The organism is Pseudomonas putida NBRC 14164, assembly GCF_000412675.1.
Lineage (GTDB): Bacteria > Pseudomonadota > Gammaproteobacteria > Pseudomonadales > Pseudomonadaceae > Aquipseudomonas > Aquipseudomonas putida.
Map to the genome: position 1 here is coordinate 1,903,854 of NC_021505.1, position 19,343 is coordinate 1,923,196.

Sequence of the window (19,343 nt, forward strand, 5' to 3'; positions counted from 1 at the left end):
ACCACGGGCTCCAAGACTTGCGCAGTACCTGTGGGAGCGGGCGTGCCCGCGAAAGGGTCGGCCCAGGCATTAGAGAATTTTCAGGGGATTGAACAATGACAATGAAGCACTGACATACCGCAGCCTTTTCGCGACACAAGGCCGCTCCTACAGGTTCCGTGCATTTCTGGTCGGTCTGGTATCGACAAAAAGAAAGGCCCAGCGCGTTCGCAGCCCTGGGCCTTTCTTCAGCGGCAAGCCGCTATCAGTGGAACTGCTCTTCCTCGGTCGAGCCGGTCAGGGCAGTCACCGACGATGCGCCACCCTGGATCACGGTGGTCATGTCATCGAAGTAACCAGTACCCACTTCCTGCTGGTGCGCCACGAAGGTGTAGCCCTTGCTGGCGTCAGCGAATTCCTGCTCCTGCAACTTCACGTAGGCGGTCATGTCGTTGCGGGCGTAGTCGTGCGCCAGGTTGAACATGCCGTGCCACATGTTGTGGATGCCAGCCAGGGTGATGAACTGGTGCTTGTAGCCCATGGCCGACAGCTCGCGCTGGAACTTGGCGATGGTGGCGTCGTCCAGGTTCTTCTTCCAGTTGAACGAAGGCGAGCAGTTGTACGACAGGATCTGGTCCGGGTACTCCTTCTTGATCGCTTCGGCGAAGCGACGGGCTTCGTCCAGGTCCGGCTTGGCGGTTTCGCACCAGATCAGGTCGGCATATGGCGCGTAGGCCAGGCCGCGGGAGATGGCCTGGTCGAGGCCGGCGCGGACCTTGTAGAAGCCTTCACGGGTACGCTCGCCAATCACGAACGGCTGATCGTACGGGTCGCAATCGCTGGTCAGCAGGTCGGCGGCGTTGGCGTCGGTTCGGGCCAGGATGATGGTCGGTACGCCCGACACGTCAGCTGCCAGGCGCGCGGCCACCAGCTTCTGTACGGCTTCCTGGGTTGGTACCAGCACCTTGCCGCCCATGTGGCCGCATTTTTTAACCGAGGCCAGCTGGTCTTCGAAGTGCACGCCAGCGGCGCCTGCTTCGATCATGTTCTTCATCAGCTCGTAGGCGTTCAGTACGCCACCGAAACCGGCTTCGGCGTCTGCCACGATCGGCGCGAAGTAGTCGATGTAGCCTTCGTCGCCCGGGTTCTTGCCGGCTTTCCACTGGATCTGGTCGGCGCGGCGGAACGAGTTGTTGATGCGCTTGACCACGGTCGGTACCGAGTCAACCGGGTACAGCGACTGGTCAGGGTACATGGACTCGGCCGAGTTGTTGTCGGCGGCAACCTGCCAGCCGGACAGGTAGATGGCCTGGATGCCAGCCTTTACCTGCTGTACTGCCTGGCCGCCGGTCAGGGCGCCCATGCAGTTGACGAAATCTTTTTCTGGGCGGAAGGACGGGTGGGCACCTTGGGTGACCAGCTTCCACAGTTTTTCTGCACCTTGGCGTGCCAGGGTGTGCTCTGGCTGAAGGGAGCCACGCAGGCGAACGACATCAGCGGCGGTGTAGGTACGGGTCACGCCTTTCCAGCGCGGGTTCTCGGCCCAGTCTTTCTCGAGGGCTGCAATTTGCTGTTCGCGTGTCAGTGCCATGGAAATAAACCTCGTCGCATCGATCTTGGGTTAATTGTGCTGATGCTCGGGTGCAGATCAGGGTGCTTGGCGGCTGTCCTGTTCTAAGGAGTGCGGCGGCGAACGCGAAGGCTCGAAGGGGGAAGGGTGGGCAGGCCAGGCGAAGGTGTGCTCCGGCAGGTCGGCTCGTGGTTGCCTTGCTGCGGTGCTACGCGATTGCCAGTACTGCGGTGATGCGCTTCCGTCCCTCGGGACAACTTCTTCGTTGCAGTCGCAATCCCGTCGAACCGCCTTGTGGGCCGTATAGACACGAGGCGCCTCCAGGGGTGGGAGGAGCACGCCTCGAAGGCCCTTGCCAGGGCCCCTGATTAGCGGGAGCGAGGCCATCATGCCCTTGGGAAAAAGACCCTGTCAAATGTTTTGTAGTGACTTTTTTCACTTACTACATCTTTGGTCTAATGCGACTTGGCGGTCAGTTTCTAGGCCTTTGGTCGAGGCCTTGAGTTGCCTGGGTTCAGTCGAGGAGGTCGACTTTTACACGCAAAGTCATGTTTTCACCGCGCTGGGTGCTGTAACTGCGGCTTGACGCGTTGCGGTCGGCTTGGCTCTGCTGGTTGTAGCCGGCCAGGGTGATCCATTCGCCGAGCTTGCCGGTGATTGTCGTGTCGGTACTTTGCACGTTCACTACATCTGCACGTTCCTGGCTGATGCGGTCATTATTGGTGCTTATTTGCAGACGAACCGTGTCACCGCTCAAGCTCGGCGTGACGTAGAAGCCTTGGGTCACATTGCGGTATTCGGTGTTGCTCTGTACGCGCCCATAGCCGTCGGTGCTGGTGCTGGTAATCGGGATGCTCTGGCCAACCTGAATGAGCGCAGGCTGGCCTTCGCTGGCCTGCACCTGCTGCATGCCGCCGTCGCGGTTGCTGGTGCCGTAGTGGATGATGCGTGCGTTGCCGCGGTTGTCCTGGAAGTTGCTGTCGTTGTTGTCGACGCTGATCAGCAGCCGCTTGGGAGCGGTGTCCAGTTGCTGCAGCAAGGCGCGCAGGTCGTCGATGCGCTCGGGGCTGGCGTTGACGATCAGCTTGTTCTCGAAGGCGTTCACCGTGCCGTCCTTGCCGATGAATGCCTGCGCGGCAGGCAATAGTTCGGCGCTGGCGCGGTGCTGCAGCGGCACCACCTCGGTAGCGGCCTGGGCGGCGAGGCTGGCAAGCAGCAGCAGGGAAGTGAAAAGGGGGCGTAGCGGCATGTCCATGATCTCCGCAGGTGGAATCAACATGATGGCAAATTTGCCGGCTTCCTGCCGGATCTGGATCACGCCGGCGCTGTTGAGGCAGTTGCTGGCCGTGGATGAACCTTTGAGTTGTCCCGCCAGTCGCACTCACAGGGAACGCGTGGGGTGATTGCATGAGGGGTGGTCTGATCCTGCTGTTATGGCTTTGCAGCCTTGGTGCACAGGCTGCACCGGATACGCTGCGCATCAAGCAACTGCAGCGTTGCGGCGACCTGCCCGGCGAAGGCGGGCAGCAATGGTGCCTGCGTGCCGAGGGGCTCGGTGCAGATGTGCCAACGGTATGGCTTGGCGGTGTGCGACTGCCAGCAGCCGATATCGAGCGCAAAGGTGACCGGCTTACCCTGAACCTGGCGAAAAAAGCCCAGCGCAGCGCGCCTCTTTGGCTGGAATTTGATGGCCGCACCAGCAACCCGATATGGCTGACCCGCCAGCGCAGTCATGTTGTCGCCGCAGGGCCTGATGAAGTGGCGAAGAACATGGATGGCCTGACTACCTATGTCGACCTGGTCAGCCTGTTGATCGAAGAACAACACGACGGCCTTGGCGAGGCCCGGCGCATTGCCGGTAAATACGGCGCCCAGGTGGTCGGTGCCATACCGCCGCTCAATGTCTACCAGCTGCGCTTGCCGGTGGACGACCTGGTGCAGCGTGACGCGATGATCCTGCGCATGGGTAGTGAGGTCAGCGTGGATGCCGTAATTGTCGAGGAGTCCGCCCCGGAGGGTGAGGAAGAGGGAAGTGGGCGCGACACTCGCGCCATAGACCAGGCAGACGAATGGGCCGCCAACCGCTTCATGGACGCGCTGTATTTCTACCAGCGACGGATTGGCGCTTCGCGCTTGCCGGTGCAGCCCGTGCGGGTTGGGGTAATCGAGCGTGAGGTGGACTTTGATGCCCCTGGATTCAGCCAATACCGAGGCGGCTGCGAGCAGGGCCAGACATGCCTGTACGCTCGCGACGGGGATCGCGCGACAGGCCATGGCAGCCATGTCGCAGGCATTCTCGCCGCGCAGGGTGAGGGATTTTTGCCGGGGCTGGGCAAGCACAGCCCTGGCTTCGAGGTGATTGTAGAGCGCAACTCGGATGCAGGTATCACCGCCAACATCGCTGCATCGGTGAACCTGGTCGAGGATGGCGTGCGGGTGCTGAACTGGAGCTGGGGCATCCACCGGGTCGGCGCACGCGACGTCAACGGTGATGAGGTCGATTCGCTGGTGCGTTCCGGCCTGGCGATGAGTGGCTACGAGGAGTTGCTTGAGGAGTTCTTCCTCTGGCTGCGCAAAGAGCACCCGGATGTGGTGGTGGTGAATTCGGCGGGCAACGGTGCGTCGTGGTCAGGTACCGATGAATACCGCCTGCCGTCGTCGTTCATCACCGAACAACTGCTGGTGGTGGGCGGGCACCAGCGCAGCGACAAGGCGACGGCGGTCGAAGCCCCCGACCATGTGCGCAAGCGCCACAGTTCCAACATCGACATGCGCGTGGATGTCAGTGCTGCTGCCTGCATACGCCCGGCGGCTGCCCCGGCTGCGCATTGCGGCACATCGTACGCAACACCCCTGGTGACTTCCACCGTGGCAGCGATGCTGTCGATCAACCCGGCCCTCACCCCGGAACAGGTGCGCATGCTGTTGCGGCGCAGTGCCCTGACCCTGGGTACCGAGCAGGATTTCGAGGCGATGGATGCCGAAGACCTGACGGCGCCGATCCTGCCTTCGGAGCGTGGTGGGCGCCTGAACCACCCCGACCTGGGGCGTTCGGCGCGCCTGGACATGCAGCGCGCGCTGGACCTGGCAGTGCAGAGCCGGGAGCGGGTGCGCTGAACGGTGGCCGCTGTCAGACAAATTCCGTAACATCGCGCCCCTCGTTTTTGTAACGTCCGCCCGTACTGCCCCACAGGAAACCCATGAAACCCGCCCGACTACGCGCCGACCTGCTCGCCGGCCTGACCACCTCGTTTGCCTTGGTGCCCGAGTGCATCGCCTTTGCCCTGGTGGCGCACCTTAATCCGCTGATGGGCCTGTATGGCGCGTTCGTCATCTGCACCCTTACGGCGCTGTTTGGCGGTCGACCGGGGATGATTTCCGGCGCGGCCGGCTCGATGGCGGTGGTGATCGTGGCACTCGTTGTGCAGCACGGCGCGCAATACCTGCTGGCCACGGTTTTGCTGGGTGGCGTGGTGATGATCCTGTTCGGCTTGCTACGGCTGGGCAAGCTGGTACGCCTGGTGCCGTACCCGGTCATGCTCGGCTTCGTCAACGGCCTGGCCATCGTCATTGCCATGGCGCAGCTTGAGCACTTCAAGGCGGGTGAGCACTGGCTCAGCGGCGCGCCGCTGTACCTGATGATCGGCCTTGTGGCACTCACCATGGCGGTGGTCTACGTGCTGCCGAAACTGACCCGTGCGGTGCCGCCAGCGTTGGTGGCGATCCTTGGCGTGGGCCTGCTGGTGTACCTGCTCGACCTGCCCACCCGCACTTTGGGCGACATGGCGCATATCGCCGGTGGCCTGCCGGGGCTGGCACTGCCGGATGTGCCCTGGAACCTGGAAACCCTGAAGATCATCGCCCCCTACGCCGTGCTGATGGCCATGGTCGGTCTGCTGGAAACCTTGCTCACCCTCAACCTGACCGATGAAGTGACCGAGAGCCGTGGCTTCCCGGACCGCGAGTGCGTGGCACTGGGCGCGGCGAACATGGTTTCGGGCCTGTGCGGTGGGATGGGCGGTTGCGCAATGATCGGCCAGACGGTGATCAACCTCAGTTCCAATGGCCGCGGCCGGCTGTCCGGGGTAGTAGCCGGGGTGATGATCTTGCTGTTCGTGTTGTTCCTGTCGCCGCTGATCGAGCGTATTCCGCTCGCGGCGCTGGTCGGGGTGATGTTCGTGGTGGCTCAGCAGACCTTCGCCTGGGCGTCGCTGCGGGTGCTGCACAAGGTGCCGGTGAACGATGTGCTGGCGATCATTGCAGTGACCGTGGTCACCGTGTTTACCGACCTGGCCATGGCGGTGCTGTTCGGCATCATCATCGCGGCGCTGAACTTTGCCTGGCAGCATGCGCGGGAACTCTATGCGGACAGCCATGAGGATGCGGAAGGCGGCAAGCGTTATCAGGTACATGGCACGCTGTTCTTTGCCTCGACCGCCTCGTTCCTCAACCAGTTTGACCCGGCCCAGGACCCGGACAAGGTCACGCTGGATTGCCAACATTTGAGCTTTGTCGATTATTCGGCGGTTGCGGCGCTCAGGACCCTGCGTGAGCGGTATGCGAAGGCGGGCAAGCATTTGCGCGTGGTGCATTTGTCAGAGCGGTGCAAGAAACTGTTGAAGCGGGCAGGTGAGCAGCACTGAGCCTGGTTGTCACCCGTGCCGGCCTCTTCGCGGGCATGCCCGCTCCCACAGGATCGCCGCAGGCCCGGGCATTGTGCGATCCCCTGTGGGAGCGGGCGTGCCCGCGAAGAGGCCGGCACAGGCGAATGAATCATTCCCCGCGGTTTTTCTTGACGATGCCATCGGCAATGCTCGCCGGGGCTTCGGCATAGCGGGTGAACTCCATCGAGAAGCTGGCCCGGCCCTGGGTCATCGAACGCATCGAGGTGGCGTAGCCGAACATCTCGCCCAACGGCACTTCGGCACGGATTACCTTGCCGGCGGGTGTTTCGTCACCGTCCTGAATCATCCCGCGGCGCCGGCTGAGGTCGCCCAGAATGTCGCCCTGGTATTCCTCCGGCGTCACCACCTCCACTTTCATCACCGGTTCCAGCAACACCGCGCCGCCTTTCTGCGACAGCTGTTTGGTGGCCATTGAAGCCGCGATCTTGTAGGCCATTTCGTTGGAGTCGACATCGTGGTACGAACCGTCGAATACGGCGGCCTTGAGGCTGATCAGCGGGTAGCCGGCAAGCACGCCGTTCTTCATCTGCTCTTCGATACCCTTCTGGATCGCCGGGATGTACTCGCGCGGTACCACCCCGCCGACAATCTCGTTGATGAACTCAAGGCCCTCCTTGCCTTCGTCGCCAGGGGCGAAACGGATCCAGCAATGGCCGTATTGGCCACGGCCGCCGGACTGGCGCACGAAGCGCCCCTCGATCTCGCAGGTATTGCGGATTTTTTCCCGGTAGGCCACCTGCGGCTTGCCGATGTTGGCCTCGACGTTGAACTCGCGGCGCATGCGGTCGACGATGATGTCCAGGTGCAACTCGCCCATGCCCGAGATGATGGTCTGGCCGGTTTCTTCGTCGGTACGCACGCGGAATGACGGGTCTTCCTGGGCCAGCTTGCCCAGGGCGATGCCCATTTTTTCCTGGTCGGCCTTGGTCTTGGGCTCCACGGCCACGGAAATCACCGGGTCAGGGAAGTCCATGCGTTCGAGGATGATTGGTTTGTCCATGTCGCACAGTGTGTCGCCGGTGGTCACGTCTTTCATGCCGATCAGCGCGGCAATGTCGCCGGCGCACACGTCCTTGATTTCGGCACGCTGGTTGGCATGCATCTGCACCATGCGGCCGATGCGTTCCTTCTTGCCTTTGACCGAGTTGAGTACCGCGTTGCCTGAGCTGAGCACGCCGGAATAAACGCGGGCGAAGGTGAGGGTGCCGACAAATGGGTCGGTGGCAATCTTGAAAGCCAGGGCCGAGAACGGCTCTTTGTCGTCGGCGTGCCGTTCCAGGTGCTTGTTTTCATCGTCCGGGTCGGTGCCGCGAATGGCGGGGATTTCCGACGGGGCGGGCAGGTAGTCGATTACCGCATCGAGCATCAGCGGTACGCCCTTGTTCTTGAAAGAGGAGCCGAGGATGGTCGGAACGATTTCGTTGGCGATGGTGCGTTTGCGCAAACCGGCCTTGATCTCGTCGATGCTCAGCTCTTCGCCTTCGAGGAACTTGTTGAGCAGTTCGTCATTGGCCTCGGCGGCTGCTTCTATCATGTGCGCGCGCCATTCGTCGGCAAGCGTCTGCAGTTCGGCGGGTATGTCTTCTTCACGGTAGCTGGTGCCGTGGTCAGCGTCGTTCCAGTAGATGGCTTTCATCTTCACCAGGTCGATCTGGCCGATGAAGTTCTCCTCGCTGCCGATGGCCAGCTGGATCGGTACCGGGTGGTGCCCCAGGCGTTGGTCGATCTGCTTGACCACACGCAGGAAGTCGGCACCCTGGCGGTCCATCTTGTTGATGTAGGCCAGGCGTGGCACATGGTATTTGTTGGCCTGGCGCCAGACCGTCTCGGACTGTGGCTCTACCCCGTCAGCACCGCTGAACACCACCACCGCGCCATCGAGCACGCGCAACGAGCGTTCCACCTCGATGGTGAAGTCTACGTGGCCGGGGGTGTCGATGATGTTGAAGCGGTATTTGTCGGGGAACTGCTTGGTCGACCCTTGCCAGAACGCGGTGGTCGCCGCCGAGGTGATGGTGATGCCGCGTTCCTGCTCCTGGGCCATCCAGTCCATGGTCGCGGCGCCATCGTGCACCTCGCCCATCTTGTGGTTGACCCCGGTGTAGAACAGGATCCGCTCGGTAGTGGTGGTCTTGCCGGCGTCCACGTGGGCGACGATGCCAATATTGCGGTACAGCTCGATGGGCGTTGTGCGGGCCATGGCGGACTACCTGCGAATGGGCGGATTCCACCACGTTAGCAGACCGGTGGAATCCTGCCCTGCCGCCGGGCCGTCAGTCGGCCTGGGCTTGCAGCATCCACTGGCCATCCACTTCACGGGCCAGGCCGCTGGCCGTCAGCAGCGCCAGCAGACGCGAGTGCAGGGCGGCTTCGGTGAAGGTCTTGAGGGTGGTCAGGTCCAGTGTGCCGACCAGGTTGAGGTCGGCCTTGGTGTACGACAGCCAAGCCTTTTTCAGTACCTGGGCGACATCGCTGCCCGAGGTGCTGGCGAAGCGGCGGTGGCACTGGCGGCTTTCGAAGGTGAAGGTGTGGGCGTGGCTGTAGGTGCTTTCGTCGCCACCTTCAGTGCAGCGGTGGCAGCGGCACGGGCCTTCGCCGAAGGCGTTGCGCAGGTAGCTGTTGAAGTCCACGACGGGCTTGAGGGACAGGCGTTTGTCGACATCGAACAGGTCGGCGATCAGGGGTTCTTCGGCGCTCACTCGGGATCCTCGTGTGGTGGGGCGTGCATCGGCGGGCACCCTAACAGATCGAGGCATTCAGATCACCTGTAGAGACAACAGAGACCGCCTGCCGTACTCTACGCGCCCTTACGCCTACACACCCACTGAGGTAACCCCGCTTGAGCACCAAGTACCCGTACACCGCCACCGTGACCATCAGCGCCGAAGACCGTGGCGGAGATACCGAAGCTTCGGAAAACCCCAGCATGCGCGTGGGCCTGGAAGCGGTGACCGAAACCCTGAAGAAGGTGCATTTCGTCGGTACGCTCGCGGCACCTGAAAAACAGGCCACGCACATCTGCGTGACCCTGGAGAACGGCCTGACCTACTACGGCCCGATCGTCAACGGCCACGCCGAACTCGAAGGCGGCTGGATCGCCTTCGAATCCGACATGCTGACCCCCGAAGAACTGGGCCTGTAAGCCTCAGTTCAGTTCCACCAGGCACTGCTCGAGGATATCCAGCCCTTCCTCGAGCACCTCGGCTTCGATGGTCAACGGGGCCAGCAGGCGGATGATGTGCCGCGCCTTGCCGCTGGGCATCAGCAGCAAGCCCTTGGCCCGTGCCGACTCCATTACCTTGGCCAGTTGCGCCGGCGCCGGGCTGCCGTCGGCATTGACGAATTCGATGCCGCGCATGGCGCCCACACCCGTCAGGCGGCCGATGTACGGGCTCAGGCCCGACGCCTTCCAGCGCTGGTGGCGGCTGACGATGGCCTGCTCCTGGCGCTCACCCCAGGTTGCGATGTTCTCGTCGGTCATCTGCGCCAGGCTGGCCAACGCCGCCGCACAGGCAATCGGGTTGCCCGAATAGGTGCCACCGAGGCCGCCCTTGGGCAGTGCTGCCATCAATTCCTTGCGCCCGACCACCGCACCCAGCGGCATGCCGCCGGCAATGCTCTTGGCCAGCAGCAGCAGGTCGGGCTCGAGCCCTAAGCGCGGGAAGGCGAAGCGCTGGCCGGTGCGGCCGAAGCCGGACTGGATCTCGTCGATGATGATCAGGATGCCGTGTTGGTCGCAGAAGCGGCGCAAGGCTTGGGCGAAGGCCGGGTCGAGGGCGAGGAAACCGCCTTCGCCCTGCACCGGTTCGAGGATGAACGCTGCCACGTCTTCCACGGCCAGCTCGACGCTGAACAGGCGTTCCATGGCCTTGAGTGCCTGCTCGCAGGTAACCCCGGTATCCACGCCAGGGTAGGGCAGGTGGTACACCGGCCCGGGCAGCTCGCCGACCCGTTGCTTGTACGGTGCCACCTTGCCGTTGAGGTTCAGGGTGGCCAGGGTGCGGCCATGGAAACCGCCGTCGAAGGCAATGATGGCGCGCTTGCCTGTAGCACCGCGGGCAACCTTCAGGGCGTTTTCTGCCGCTTCCGCACCGCTGTTGGTGAGCATGCCGGCCAACGGGTAGCTGACCGGTACGAACTGGCTCAGCTGTTCCATCAGCGCCAGGTACGGGCCATGGGGCGCGGCGTTGAAGGCATAGTGGGTCAGGCGGGTGGCCTGGGCCTGGATCGCTTCCACCACGGCGGGGTTGCAGTGGCCCAGGTTGAGCACGCCGATACCGCCGACAAAGTCGATGTAACGTTTGCCGTCGGTGTCCCAGACTTCGGCATTGCGGCCATGGGAAAGTGTGATCGGGTGAACGATGGCGATGGATTGGCTGATACTTTCCTGGTTCATGGGCACGCGGGACCTTTGTTCAAGTTTCTTATTATCGAAGCGTGCTGAGGGGTTATTCCGCAAACGAATTATTCGATTGCGGTCATTCCCTGAATTCGTGAACTAGCCGGAATTATTGTTGCCTGTGCCGGCCTCTTCGCGGGCTTGCCCGCTCCCACAGGTTAAGCACATTGTTCGAAGCTGTGGTGGTCCTGTGGGAGCGGGCAAGCCCGCGAAGAGGCCGGCACAGGTCAAATCAGTCCCCCTCAGCCACCCGCTCGCAAATCCACTGTACAAAGGCCCTGATCTTGGGCACTTCGGCGGCATGCTCGGCATGGGCAATGAAGTGCCGGCCATTGCTCGCCACCGGATGGTTCCAGGCCACCACCAGCTTGCCCTCGCTCAGCTCCTCGGCCACCAGGTAGCGCGGAATCAGGGCGATACCGCAGCCGGCAATCGCCGCGCGAATGCACAGGTAAAACGTGTCGAAACGCGGCCCGTGGTAGCTGTTCTGGCTGTGCAGCCCCAACCCCAGGAACCATTCATGCCAGGCCTCCGGCCGTGACACGCACTGCAACAGGCGGTGCTCGGTCAGCGCCTGGGCGCTTTCAAAGGGGTGGTTGGCCAGCAACTGCGGGCTGCACACCGGCACCACTTCTTCGCTGAACAGCTCGATGCAGGTTGCCCCCGGCCAAGTGCCCTGGCCGAAGAAAAAGGCCACGTCGGCCTTGGCCTGCACCAGGTCGAATGGCTCCAGTTCGTTGCGCACATCCAGGTGGATACGTGGGTAGCGATCGCCGAAACCCTTGAGTTTTGGCACCAGCCAGCGCGCACCAAAGGTGGGCTGGGTGGCGATGCGCAGTACTTCGGTTTCGTCGCCGTAGCTGAGGATGTAGCGGCTGGAAATATCGATCTGGGTGAGGATCTTGTTCACTTCGGTGAGGTACAGCGCGCCGGCCGGTGTCAGGTGCAGGCGCCGGCGAATGCGCTGGAACAGCGAGTGCGAAAGCATGTCTTCGAGCTGCGCGACCTGCTTGCTGACGGCGCTCTGGGTCAGGTGCAGTTCCTGGGCCGCGCGGGTGAAGCTGAGGTGGCGGGCGGCCGCTTCGAAGCACTGAAGGGCGGTGGTCGAAGGCATCAGGCGTTTGGACATGACAGGCAAATACCGAGCAAAAAAGGAAGGAGTTCATTCCAAAGCGGAATCATGTGGTTCGAAAAGGTCGTTTGTTGACCCCGGCCTATAGATTAATACTGACCTGGATCAACGATTACAACCGGTCATGTGAAGAGGAGGTCTGTACCCGCTTCCGGCATCTGCAAAACAACAAAAACGACTATCAGAAATTTACAAGAATTCTGCTCCGACCTTCAGCCGCCTCAAAGCGGCCGACCCATTCGAGGGTTCTTCATGGCTTCGCAAGACAACAAGAAACAGCGTTCCCTGCAGCACGGCCTGACCTCCCGTCAGGTTTCCATGATCTCCATTGCCGGCATCATCGGCGCCGGCCTGTTCATCGGCTCGTCGAACGCCATCGCCACCGCCGGCCCGGCCATCCTCATTTCCTACGCCATGACCGGCCTGCTGGTATTGCTGGTGATGCGCATGCTGGGCGAAATGGCCATAGCCAACCCTAACAGCGGGTCGTTCTCCACCTATGCCTCCGAGGCCATCGGCCCTTGGGCAGGCTTTACCATCGGCTGGTTGTACTGGTGGTTCTGGGTGCTGATCATTCCGGTCGAGGCGATTGCCGGCGCCGACATCCTGCATGCTTACTTCCCAGGCGTACCGTCCTGGTTGTTCGCCTTCCTCATCATGCTGGTGCTGTCGGGTACCAACCTGATCAGCGTGAAGAACTTCGGCGCCTTCGAGTACTGGTTCGCGCTGGTCAAGGTGGTGGCGATCATTGCCTTCATCGTGGTCTGCAGCCTGGCGGTATTCGGCTTCTGGCCGCTGGCCGAGGTGTCCGGGGTCAGCCGGCTGTGGGAAAACGGCGGCTTCATGCCCAACGGGTTCGGCACTGTGCTCGGTGGCGTGCTGATCACCATCTTCTCGTTCTTCGGCGCCGAAATCGTCACCATTGCCGCTGACGAAACCGCCAACCCGAAAGACAAGATCCGCCGTGCCACCAACCTGGTGGTGTACCGCATTGCCATCTTCTACCTGGCGTCGATCTTCCTGGTGGTGTCGCTGGTAGCCTGGAACGACCCCGCGCTGAAAGCGGTCGGTTCGTTCCAGCGTGTGCTGGAAGTGCTGAACGTGCCGGGCGCCAAGCTGCTGGTCGACCTGGTGGTGCTTGTGGCGGTGACCAGCTGCATGAACTCGGGCTTGTACACCGCGTCACGCATGCTCTATTCGCTGGGCGCCCGCGGCCAGGCACTGAGCATGACCAAGCGTATCTCCGGGTCGGGCGTGCCGACCGTGGCGGTCATCTTCTCGACGCTGGCCGGTTTTGCCGGGTGCCTGGTCAACTATGTGTTCCCGGGTAAGGTCTTCGGCTTCTTGCTGTCCACCACCGGCGCCATCGCCTTGCTGGTGTACCTGGTGATTGCCGTGTCGCAGCTGCGCATGCGTGCCCGCGCCGACCGTGAAGGGCGCCCGCTGGAGCTGAAGATGTGGCTGTTCCCATGGCTGACCTGGCTGGTGATCGGCACCATCGTCATGGTGCTGGGCTACATGCTGTTCAGCGATGCCTACCGCTATGAAACGCTGATGACCGCTGGGGTGACTGCGTTCATCCTGCTGGTTTCGCTGACCCAGCGGCATGCCAAGGTGGTTGCCCAGACGGCCTGATGTATCTGCTTTAATGGGGGCGTTGCGCGCCCCCATTCCAACAAGCACAGGAAGCGTATGACTGACCACCCACTTTCCCTTCAGGCCCTCGCGGCGCCGGAAGGCACCTGCTACGGCTGCGGTTGTTCCCACCCCAGTGGCCTGCACCTGCAAAGCCACTGGGACACCGATGGCATCCACCTGGTATGCCGCCATGCACCCGACAGCACCTTTATCGGCTGGCCTAGCCTGGTCTACGGTGGCCTGCTGGCGATGCTGGTCGATTGCCATTCCAACTGGACGGCCATGGCCTACCACTACCGCAACGAAGGCCGCGAGCCGGGCAGCCTGCCGCGTATCGACTGCGTTACCGGCACACTTAACCTGACCTACCTGAAACCCACGCCGATGGGCGTCGAACTTTTGCTCAAGGCCCGAGTGGAAGGGGAAGTGGGGCGCAAGAGCCGGGTGCTTTGCGAAGTCTGGGCCGAGGATGTGCTGACCGTGACCGCCGACTCGGTGTTCGTCCGTGTCGATACCGAAAAGCTCAAGCTCAAGGCCCACGGCCAGGCTTGAGTGACCCGGGCTGATGAGTGGTCGGTGATGGTCAGCGGCCGGGGATGTCTCTAGAGTGACAGGTCCATTCCCCAGGCAAGGTTGATCATGACCGATCTCAGTGCTTTCCCTGTTACCCGCAAGTGGCCCGCCAAAAACCCCGAACGGCTGCAGCTGTACTCGCTGCCGACGCCCAACGGCGTCAAGGTGTCGATCATGCTCGAAGAAATCGGCCTGGCCTACGAGGCGCACAAGGTCAGCTTCGACAACAATGACCAGTTGAGCCCTGAATTTATCTCGCTCAGCGCCAACAACAAGATACCGGCCATCCTGGACCCCAACGGCCCGGGCGGGCAGCCGTTGCCGCTGTTTGAGTCAGGGGCGATCTTGCAGTACCTGGCGGAGAAAAGTGGGCAACTGCTCAGCCAGGAGCCTGCACAGCGTTACCAGACCCTGCAGTGGCTGATGTTCCAGATGGGCGGTATCGGGCCGATGTTCGGCCAGGTCGGGTTCTTCCATTTCTTTGCTGGCAAGGACTATGAAGACAAGCGTCCGCGTGACCGTTATGTCAACGAGTCCAAGCGGCTGCTGGGTGTGCTGGACCGGCACTTGAAAGGCCGGGAGTGGATGGTGGACGAGTACAGTATTGCCGACATCGCCATCTTCCCCTGGGTGCGCAATTTGGTGGATCGCTACAACGCCCGTGAGTTGGTGGGCTTTGACCAGTTCAAGGAAGTGAAGCGGGTGCTGGCGACGTTCCTCGAACGGCCGGCGGTGCAGCGCGGCCTGAAAATCCCGAGCTGATAACGCCGAACCGGTCACGTACACCGCTCCCTGTAGATACTCTGTTGGCGGTCAAGCTTTTCTAAGGTGTTCAGAGCTGAAAAGCTTGGCCGTATCAAATGGTTCATCGCCGCGCATGCATGCCCATATGCCTGTCAGGTACTTGCGCATGACAGCGGCGATCGCTTGCATTTTTTTCTTCCCCCTGCTGACCAGCGATTCATAAAAGGCCTTCGCGTAAGGATCGCAGCGCACCGCCGTCAGCGCCGGCATGTACATGGCCGCCCGTAAATAGGCATTCCCGCTTTTGCCGAGCCGACCAGGTTTATCAATGCTTGTCCCCGACTGTGTCTGTCGAACATCTAGACCAGCATGACGAGCGACCTGAGAGGACTTGAGCATTTGAGGAAGGGTGGTCAGCTCAGCCAAGGCAGCAAGTGCCGAGACTTCTCCCATTCCCGGGCCCGCTAGTAACTGCTTGTACTGCCGGTTAAGCGTCGGACACTGAGCGATCAACTCACGTCCGGCTTTGCGGAAACGCTCAATGCGATTGTCCAAAGTGGCAATCGCTTCCTCTTGATCTTCGATCAGCATCGACACGGTCGTAGCGGTCGCCTGCAATGCATGCAGCTCATTCTTCGCCCTGGTGCGGTGCCCGACCAGACGATTGATGTGCCGGCCAAGAGCCCTCAGCTCAAGCTGTACGGAGCTTGGCGGTGTCCACAAGCGCGGTGTCATACGTTCACCGTACTCGGACAGCAACTGAGCATCTATCGAGTCAGTTTTACTGTTCACCAGCATCAGCTTGGCGAAATTATGGAAGCTCTTGGGGTTGATCACCGAAACAGGAAGGTCCGCAGCATGCAGCTCAAGGGCCAGGTCCAGGTAATAGATTCCGGTCGCCTCCATCACGATCGACTTGGGCTTGAGCGCCTGCAGCTTTTTCACCGCTGCCTTACGACCAGCAGGGGTTTGAGCGATATCCCACTGTCCAGCGGGACGCCCATCTTTACGCACCCCAACGATCGACGTACGAGAACCAATATCCAGGCCCACACAGACATTCATTCTTCCCACTCCCAAGCGAGTTAGGTAACAATGGCCTCCGGTTCCCCGACCTCGAACTTCATGCCGCTGCAACCTTGTAATGCGAAGTCCGACTTGTCGGCTTCTCGATACTCTTCGTAGTGGGCAATGAGGCGGGGGGCCTCTCTACAGACAAGGTCAGGGGCAAACCCTGCCTTCAGGAGCGATCGGCCTCCCCGGAAGTGCTTCTATAGCCTGACGAGAATAACCTCTCTCATCAGGCTAGGCACAACATACAAGGAGCGGCCTTGTGCCGCGAAAGGGCCGCTTCTACAAAGGGCGCAGTACAGGTTTAGAAAATGTGGCTCAGCAACCAGTACAGGCTGCCAGCCAACAGCATCGCCGCCGGCAGGGTCAGCACCCAGGCCATCAGCAAGTTGAACAGCGTGCGCTTCTGAATCCCCGACCCATTCGCCACCATGGTCCCCGCCACCCCCGAGCTCAGCACGTGGGTGGTCGAAACTGGCAACCCGAACATGTCCGCTGCGCCAATGGTGCACATGGCAACGACCTCCGCCGAGGCGCCTTGGGCATAGCTCAGGTGGGTCTTGCCGATCTTCTCGCCCACGGTCACCACGATGCGCCGCCAGCCAACCATGGTCCCCAGCCCCAGCGCGATGGCCACGGCCACCTTGACCCACAGGGGAATGTAGCGGGTGGCGTCGTCCAGTTGGGTCTTGAACAGTTGCACATGGCTGTGGGTGTCGGCGTCGAATGCCACCAAACGGTTTTTCTCGATCAGGCGAATGGCTTCGCTGGTCAGGTACATGTCATTGCGTACGTTGGCCATGGCTTCGGCGGGTATGCGCTTGAGTGAGCCGTAGCCTTTGACCTCTTCACCGATCATCCCGGTCAGCGCGGCCAGCGCCGGTACCAGTTGCGGGCTGGCCTTGGGTTCGCCAATGAATGCGGTCAGCGTCTGGCGTGGGTCGGCCGGAGGCGCTTGCGGGTTGCTTCGCACCAGCGCCTGGCGGGTCACTTCGGCGACGGCGGAAAACTGCAGGGCCTGCTCATTGGGCATGGTCTTGTTCAACGCATACGCCATTGGCAGGGTGCCGACCAGAATCAACATGATCAGGCCCATGCCTTTCTGGCCGTCGTTGGAACCATGGGCGAAGGACACCCCGGTGCACGTCAGGATCAGTACGCCACGAATCCACCAGGGCGGCGGTGTCTGGCCTTGCGGCGCCTGGTATAGCGCTTGACGCTTCACCAGTGCTCGAAGGGCGAGCAACAACAGGGCGGCGCAGGCAAAGCCGATCAGGGGGGAGAACAGCAAGGCGTAGCCCACCTTGCTGGCCTGGGCCCAGTCCACGCCGCTGGTGCCGTCACGCCCATGCATCAGGGCATTGGCCACACCCACACCGATGATCGAGCCGATCAGGGTGTGCGAGGATGACGCCGGCAGCCCCAGCCACCAGGTACCGAGGTTCCAGATGATCGCCGCCAGCAGCAGGGCAAAGACCATTGCAAAGCCGGCCGAGGAGCCCACCTGTAGAATCAGTTCCACCGGCAGCAGGGCGATGATGCCGAATGCCACTGCGCCACTGGAGAGCAGCACACCGAGGAAGTTGCACAGCCCGGACCACACCACTGCGACCGGTGCCGGCAGCGCGTTGGTGTAGATCACGGTGGCCACCGCGTTGGCGGTGTCGTGGAAGCCATTGACGAATTCGAAGCCCAGGGCAATCAACAGTGCCAGGCCCAACAACAGAAACGGCGTGACTGTGGTGATCACCGTGCCGCTGGCGTTTACATCCTGCTTCAGGCTCCAGGCGGTGTAGGCGATACCGGCCAGCAGCAGGCCGAAGAACAACACGAGGGTGGCGCGCCCAGGCTTGTGGGCAAGCTGCGGGCGGGCGTCGCGCTGGGCCAGGTGCGGCTGGCTGGCCAGTGACGGGGTTGCCATGATGGCTCCGGTTGGCGTTGGGCAAGTTGCCGAAGGCCTTGAGCATAGAAACAATTCGCAACCCGACCGTGACCTCGATCAATGAATTATCTAGGCTCAAGACAGACGGTAAAAGCAGGAGAAACCCATGATCCGCTGCAAGCGTGTCTACGATGCAGCCGCAGCCGACGATGGCCAGCGTGTGCTGGTAGACCGCCTATGGCCGCGCAACCTGCGCAAGGAAAACCTGCACGGGCAGTGGTTGCGCGAAGTGGCACCCTCCAATGAATTGCGCAAGGCGTTTCACCAAGGGGCGGTGGACTTTACCGGTTTTACCCAGCGCTACCAGCAAGAATTGGCTGCCCATCCAGAGCATTGGTACCCCCTGCTGGACTTGGCCGGAAAGGGGTCGATAACCCTGCTTTATGCAGGCAAGGACACCGAGCACAATAACGCCCGGGTGCTGGCCGAATGGCTGGAAAGCGAACTGGACCGGCATGGGCCTGGCAGTTCACCCGTATGCTATGCCCAGTGAGTGATATTTGCCGCACCGGCCTCATTGCCGGCAAGCCAGCTCCCACAGGCACACAGATGGCCTTGAAGCCAGTACTGGACCTGTGGGAGCTGGCTCGCCGGCGATGAGGCCGGCCCTGCCCAACTCCAGAGCCCATTGTGCGATGCCGCTACATTTGATTCCCGCCAACGACAGTCACCGTACGTTCGCCCGCGACCTCACGCGGCGCGCCATGCTGCCGTATTACCGTGAATTTGACCTGCTCTGGATCGAGGACGCCTTCGACCAGGCCTGGGGTTGGCGCGAGCAGTGGCTGGTTAGCGGAGGCGACAGCCTGTTGGGTTTCTGCAGCCTCAGCCAGGACCGCCAGGCACTGTTTATCCGCGAGTTGCACCTGTTGCCCGAGCATCGCGGGCGCGGTGTCGGCAGCTGGGTGTTGGAGGAGCTGGCGCTGTGGGCCGGGCAACGGCGCCTGCCGTTGCTGAGGCTGATGGTGTTTCGCAGCAACCCGGCGCGCGGGTTGTACCAGCGCCACGGCTTTGTCGAAATGGGTGAGGACGCGTGTTTTGTGCGCATGCAGCGCACGATTGGCTAGTAGCGCAATGATGGCTTGTCGCGACCGAAGCGCAGGGGCATAGTAAACCCAGGCGCTCACGGTCGCCCGCTGACGCGGCGGTTAGGGATGAGCGTGATCAGGGGATAAGGAGAAGCCCACAATGAACGGGATTGGTCCGCGGCTGCGGGAAGAGCGTGAGCGCCTGGGCATGACCCAGCGCGTGTTTGGCGATATCGGTGGGGTGGAGCCCAATGCCCAGGGCAAGTACGAAAGCGGCGAGCGCACGCCACGGGTCGATTACCTGGCAGCCCTCGCGGTCAGGGGGGTGGATGCACTGTACGTGCTTAGCGGCATACGCACGCCGGCCCCGCTGGAGGGCCTGAGCACGGATGAGTCGGGGCTGCTGGGCGCCTTCCGGCAATTGCCCATCGACGACCAGGCGGCCATCTGGCACCTGCTGGGCCGCTTGAGCAGCGATAGAAAACCCAGGCAAACAGTGAGGCCTGTCACTGTTGAGCGTCAGGCGTTTCTTACAGAAGTAATGCGTTAGACCCGTTTGGAAAAATTTTGTTAAGGTGGCGG

General features: G+C 61.9%; 17 protein-coding genes. 9 read left to right on the forward strand and 8 right to left on the reverse strand.

Features of this window, described 5'->3' with window-relative positions:
• Positions 1–244: 244 nt before the first annotated feature.
• Both aceA and PP4_RS08365 read right to left on the reverse strand, forming a co-directional pair.
• Positions 245–1,570, reverse strand: a complete 1,326-nt coding sequence (gene aceA, locus PP4_RS08360) for an isocitrate lyase (protein WP_012273289.1) — start codon at positions 1,568–1,570, stop codon at positions 245–247.
• A 493-nt stretch (positions 1,571–2,063) separates the two neighbouring features.
• Complete coding sequence (locus PP4_RS08365; RefSeq protein ID WP_172488770.1) at positions 2,064–2,828, reverse strand: secretin N-terminal domain-containing protein; 765 nt, start codon at positions 2,826–2,828, stop codon at positions 2,064–2,066.
• A gap of 128 nt (positions 2,829–2,956) precedes the next feature.
• Between PP4_RS08365 and PP4_RS08370 the strand changes: the two genes are divergently transcribed.
• Positions 2,957–4,666 (forward strand): S8/S53 family peptidase, encoded by a 1,710-nt coding sequence (locus PP4_RS08370; protein ID WP_016498755.1) that lies wholly within the window; start codon positions 2,957–2,959, stop codon positions 4,664–4,666.
• A gap of 83 nt (positions 4,667–4,749) precedes the next feature.
• Positions 4,750–6,192 (forward strand): SulP family inorganic anion transporter, encoded by a 1,443-nt coding sequence (locus PP4_RS08375; protein WP_016498756.1) that lies wholly within the window; start codon positions 4,750–4,752, stop codon positions 6,190–6,192.
• Positions 6,193–6,322: 130 nt separating this feature from the next.
• Here the strand turns inward: PP4_RS08375 and fusA are convergent, their stop codons facing one another.
• Together fusA and PP4_RS08385 are read right to left on the reverse strand one after the other, a co-directional pair.
• The gene (fusA, locus tag PP4_RS08380) at positions 6,323–8,434 is read right to left on the reverse strand and encodes an elongation factor G (RefSeq protein ID WP_016498757.1); all 2,112 of its coding nucleotides are present in this window, start codon (positions 8,432–8,434) and stop codon (positions 6,323–6,325) included.
• Between the two features lie 73 nt (positions 8,435–8,507).
• Entirely contained in the window at positions 8,508–8,933 is a 426-nt protein-coding gene (locus PP4_RS08385) for a hypothetical protein (RefSeq protein WP_016498758.1), read from the reverse strand.
• Between the two features lie 140 nt (positions 8,934–9,073).
• Here PP4_RS08385 and PP4_RS08390 point away from each other — a divergent pair, with 140 nt between their 5' ends.
• On the forward strand, positions 9,074–9,376 hold the full coding sequence (locus PP4_RS08390; RefSeq protein WP_016488209.1) for a hypothetical protein: 303 nt from the start codon (positions 9,074–9,076) through the stop codon (positions 9,374–9,376).
• Between the two features lie 3 nt (positions 9,377–9,379).
• Here PP4_RS08390 and PP4_RS08395 read toward each other — a convergent pair whose 3' ends face one another.
• Positions 9,380–10,630 (reverse strand): 2-aminoadipate transaminase, encoded by a 1,251-nt coding sequence (locus PP4_RS08395; protein ID WP_016498759.1) that lies wholly within the window; start codon positions 10,628–10,630, stop codon positions 9,380–9,382.
• Between the two features lie 235 nt (positions 10,631–10,865).
• Complete coding sequence (gcvA, locus tag PP4_RS08400) at positions 10,866–11,762, reverse strand: transcriptional regulator GcvA (protein ID WP_016498760.1); 897 nt, start codon at positions 11,760–11,762, stop codon at positions 10,866–10,868.
• A gap of 255 nt (positions 11,763–12,017) precedes the next feature.
• Here gcvA and PP4_RS08405 point away from each other — a divergent pair, with 255 nt between their 5' ends.
• From PP4_RS08405 to PP4_RS08415, 3 genes are all read left to right on the forward strand, one after another.
• Positions 12,018–13,400, forward strand: coding sequence for an amino acid permease (locus PP4_RS08405; RefSeq protein ID WP_016498761.1), 1,383 nt, complete (start codon positions 12,018–12,020; stop codon positions 13,398–13,400).
• Between the two features lie 57 nt (positions 13,401–13,457).
• Positions 13,458–13,955, forward strand: coding sequence for a PaaI family thioesterase (locus tag PP4_RS08410; protein WP_016498762.1), 498 nt, complete (start codon positions 13,458–13,460; stop codon positions 13,953–13,955).
• Positions 13,956–14,042: 87 nt separating this feature from the next.
• On the forward strand, positions 14,043–14,738 hold the full coding sequence (locus tag PP4_RS08415; RefSeq protein WP_016498763.1) for a glutathione S-transferase N-terminal domain-containing protein: 696 nt from the start codon (positions 14,043–14,045) through the stop codon (positions 14,736–14,738).
• 51 nt (positions 14,739–14,789) lie between these two features.
• Here PP4_RS08415 and PP4_RS08420 read toward each other — a convergent pair whose 3' ends face one another.
• Together PP4_RS08420 and PP4_RS08425 are read right to left on the reverse strand one after the other, a co-directional pair.
• Positions 14,790–15,785, reverse strand: a complete 996-nt coding sequence (locus tag PP4_RS08420) for an IS110 family RNA-guided transposase (RefSeq protein WP_016497900.1) — start codon at positions 15,783–15,785, stop codon at positions 14,790–14,792.
• A 310-nt stretch (positions 15,786–16,095) separates the two neighbouring features.
• The gene (locus PP4_RS08425; protein ID WP_016498764.1) at positions 16,096–17,712 is read right to left on the reverse strand and encodes an inorganic phosphate transporter; all 1,617 of its coding nucleotides are present in this window, start codon (positions 17,710–17,712) and stop codon (positions 16,096–16,098) included.
• A 127-nt stretch (positions 17,713–17,839) separates the two neighbouring features.
• Here PP4_RS08425 and PP4_RS08430 point away from each other — a divergent pair, with 127 nt between their 5' ends.
• The 3 genes from PP4_RS08430 (at position 17,840) to PP4_RS08440 (ending at position 19,311) form a co-directional block, all read left to right on the forward strand.
• A complete protein-coding gene (locus PP4_RS08430; RefSeq protein WP_016498765.1) occupies positions 17,840–18,226 on the forward strand; it encodes a DUF488 domain-containing protein in 387 nt (128 codons plus the stop codon).
• Positions 18,227–18,368: 142 nt separating this feature from the next.
• Positions 18,369–18,800, forward strand: a complete 432-nt coding sequence (locus PP4_RS08435) for a GNAT family N-acetyltransferase (protein ID WP_016498766.1) — start codon at positions 18,369–18,371, stop codon at positions 18,798–18,800.
• Between the two features lie 121 nt (positions 18,801–18,921).
• Positions 18,922–19,311, forward strand: coding sequence for a helix-turn-helix domain-containing protein (locus tag PP4_RS08440; RefSeq protein ID WP_016498767.1), 390 nt, complete (start codon positions 18,922–18,924; stop codon positions 19,309–19,311).
• Positions 19,312–19,343: the final 32 nt, after the last annotated feature.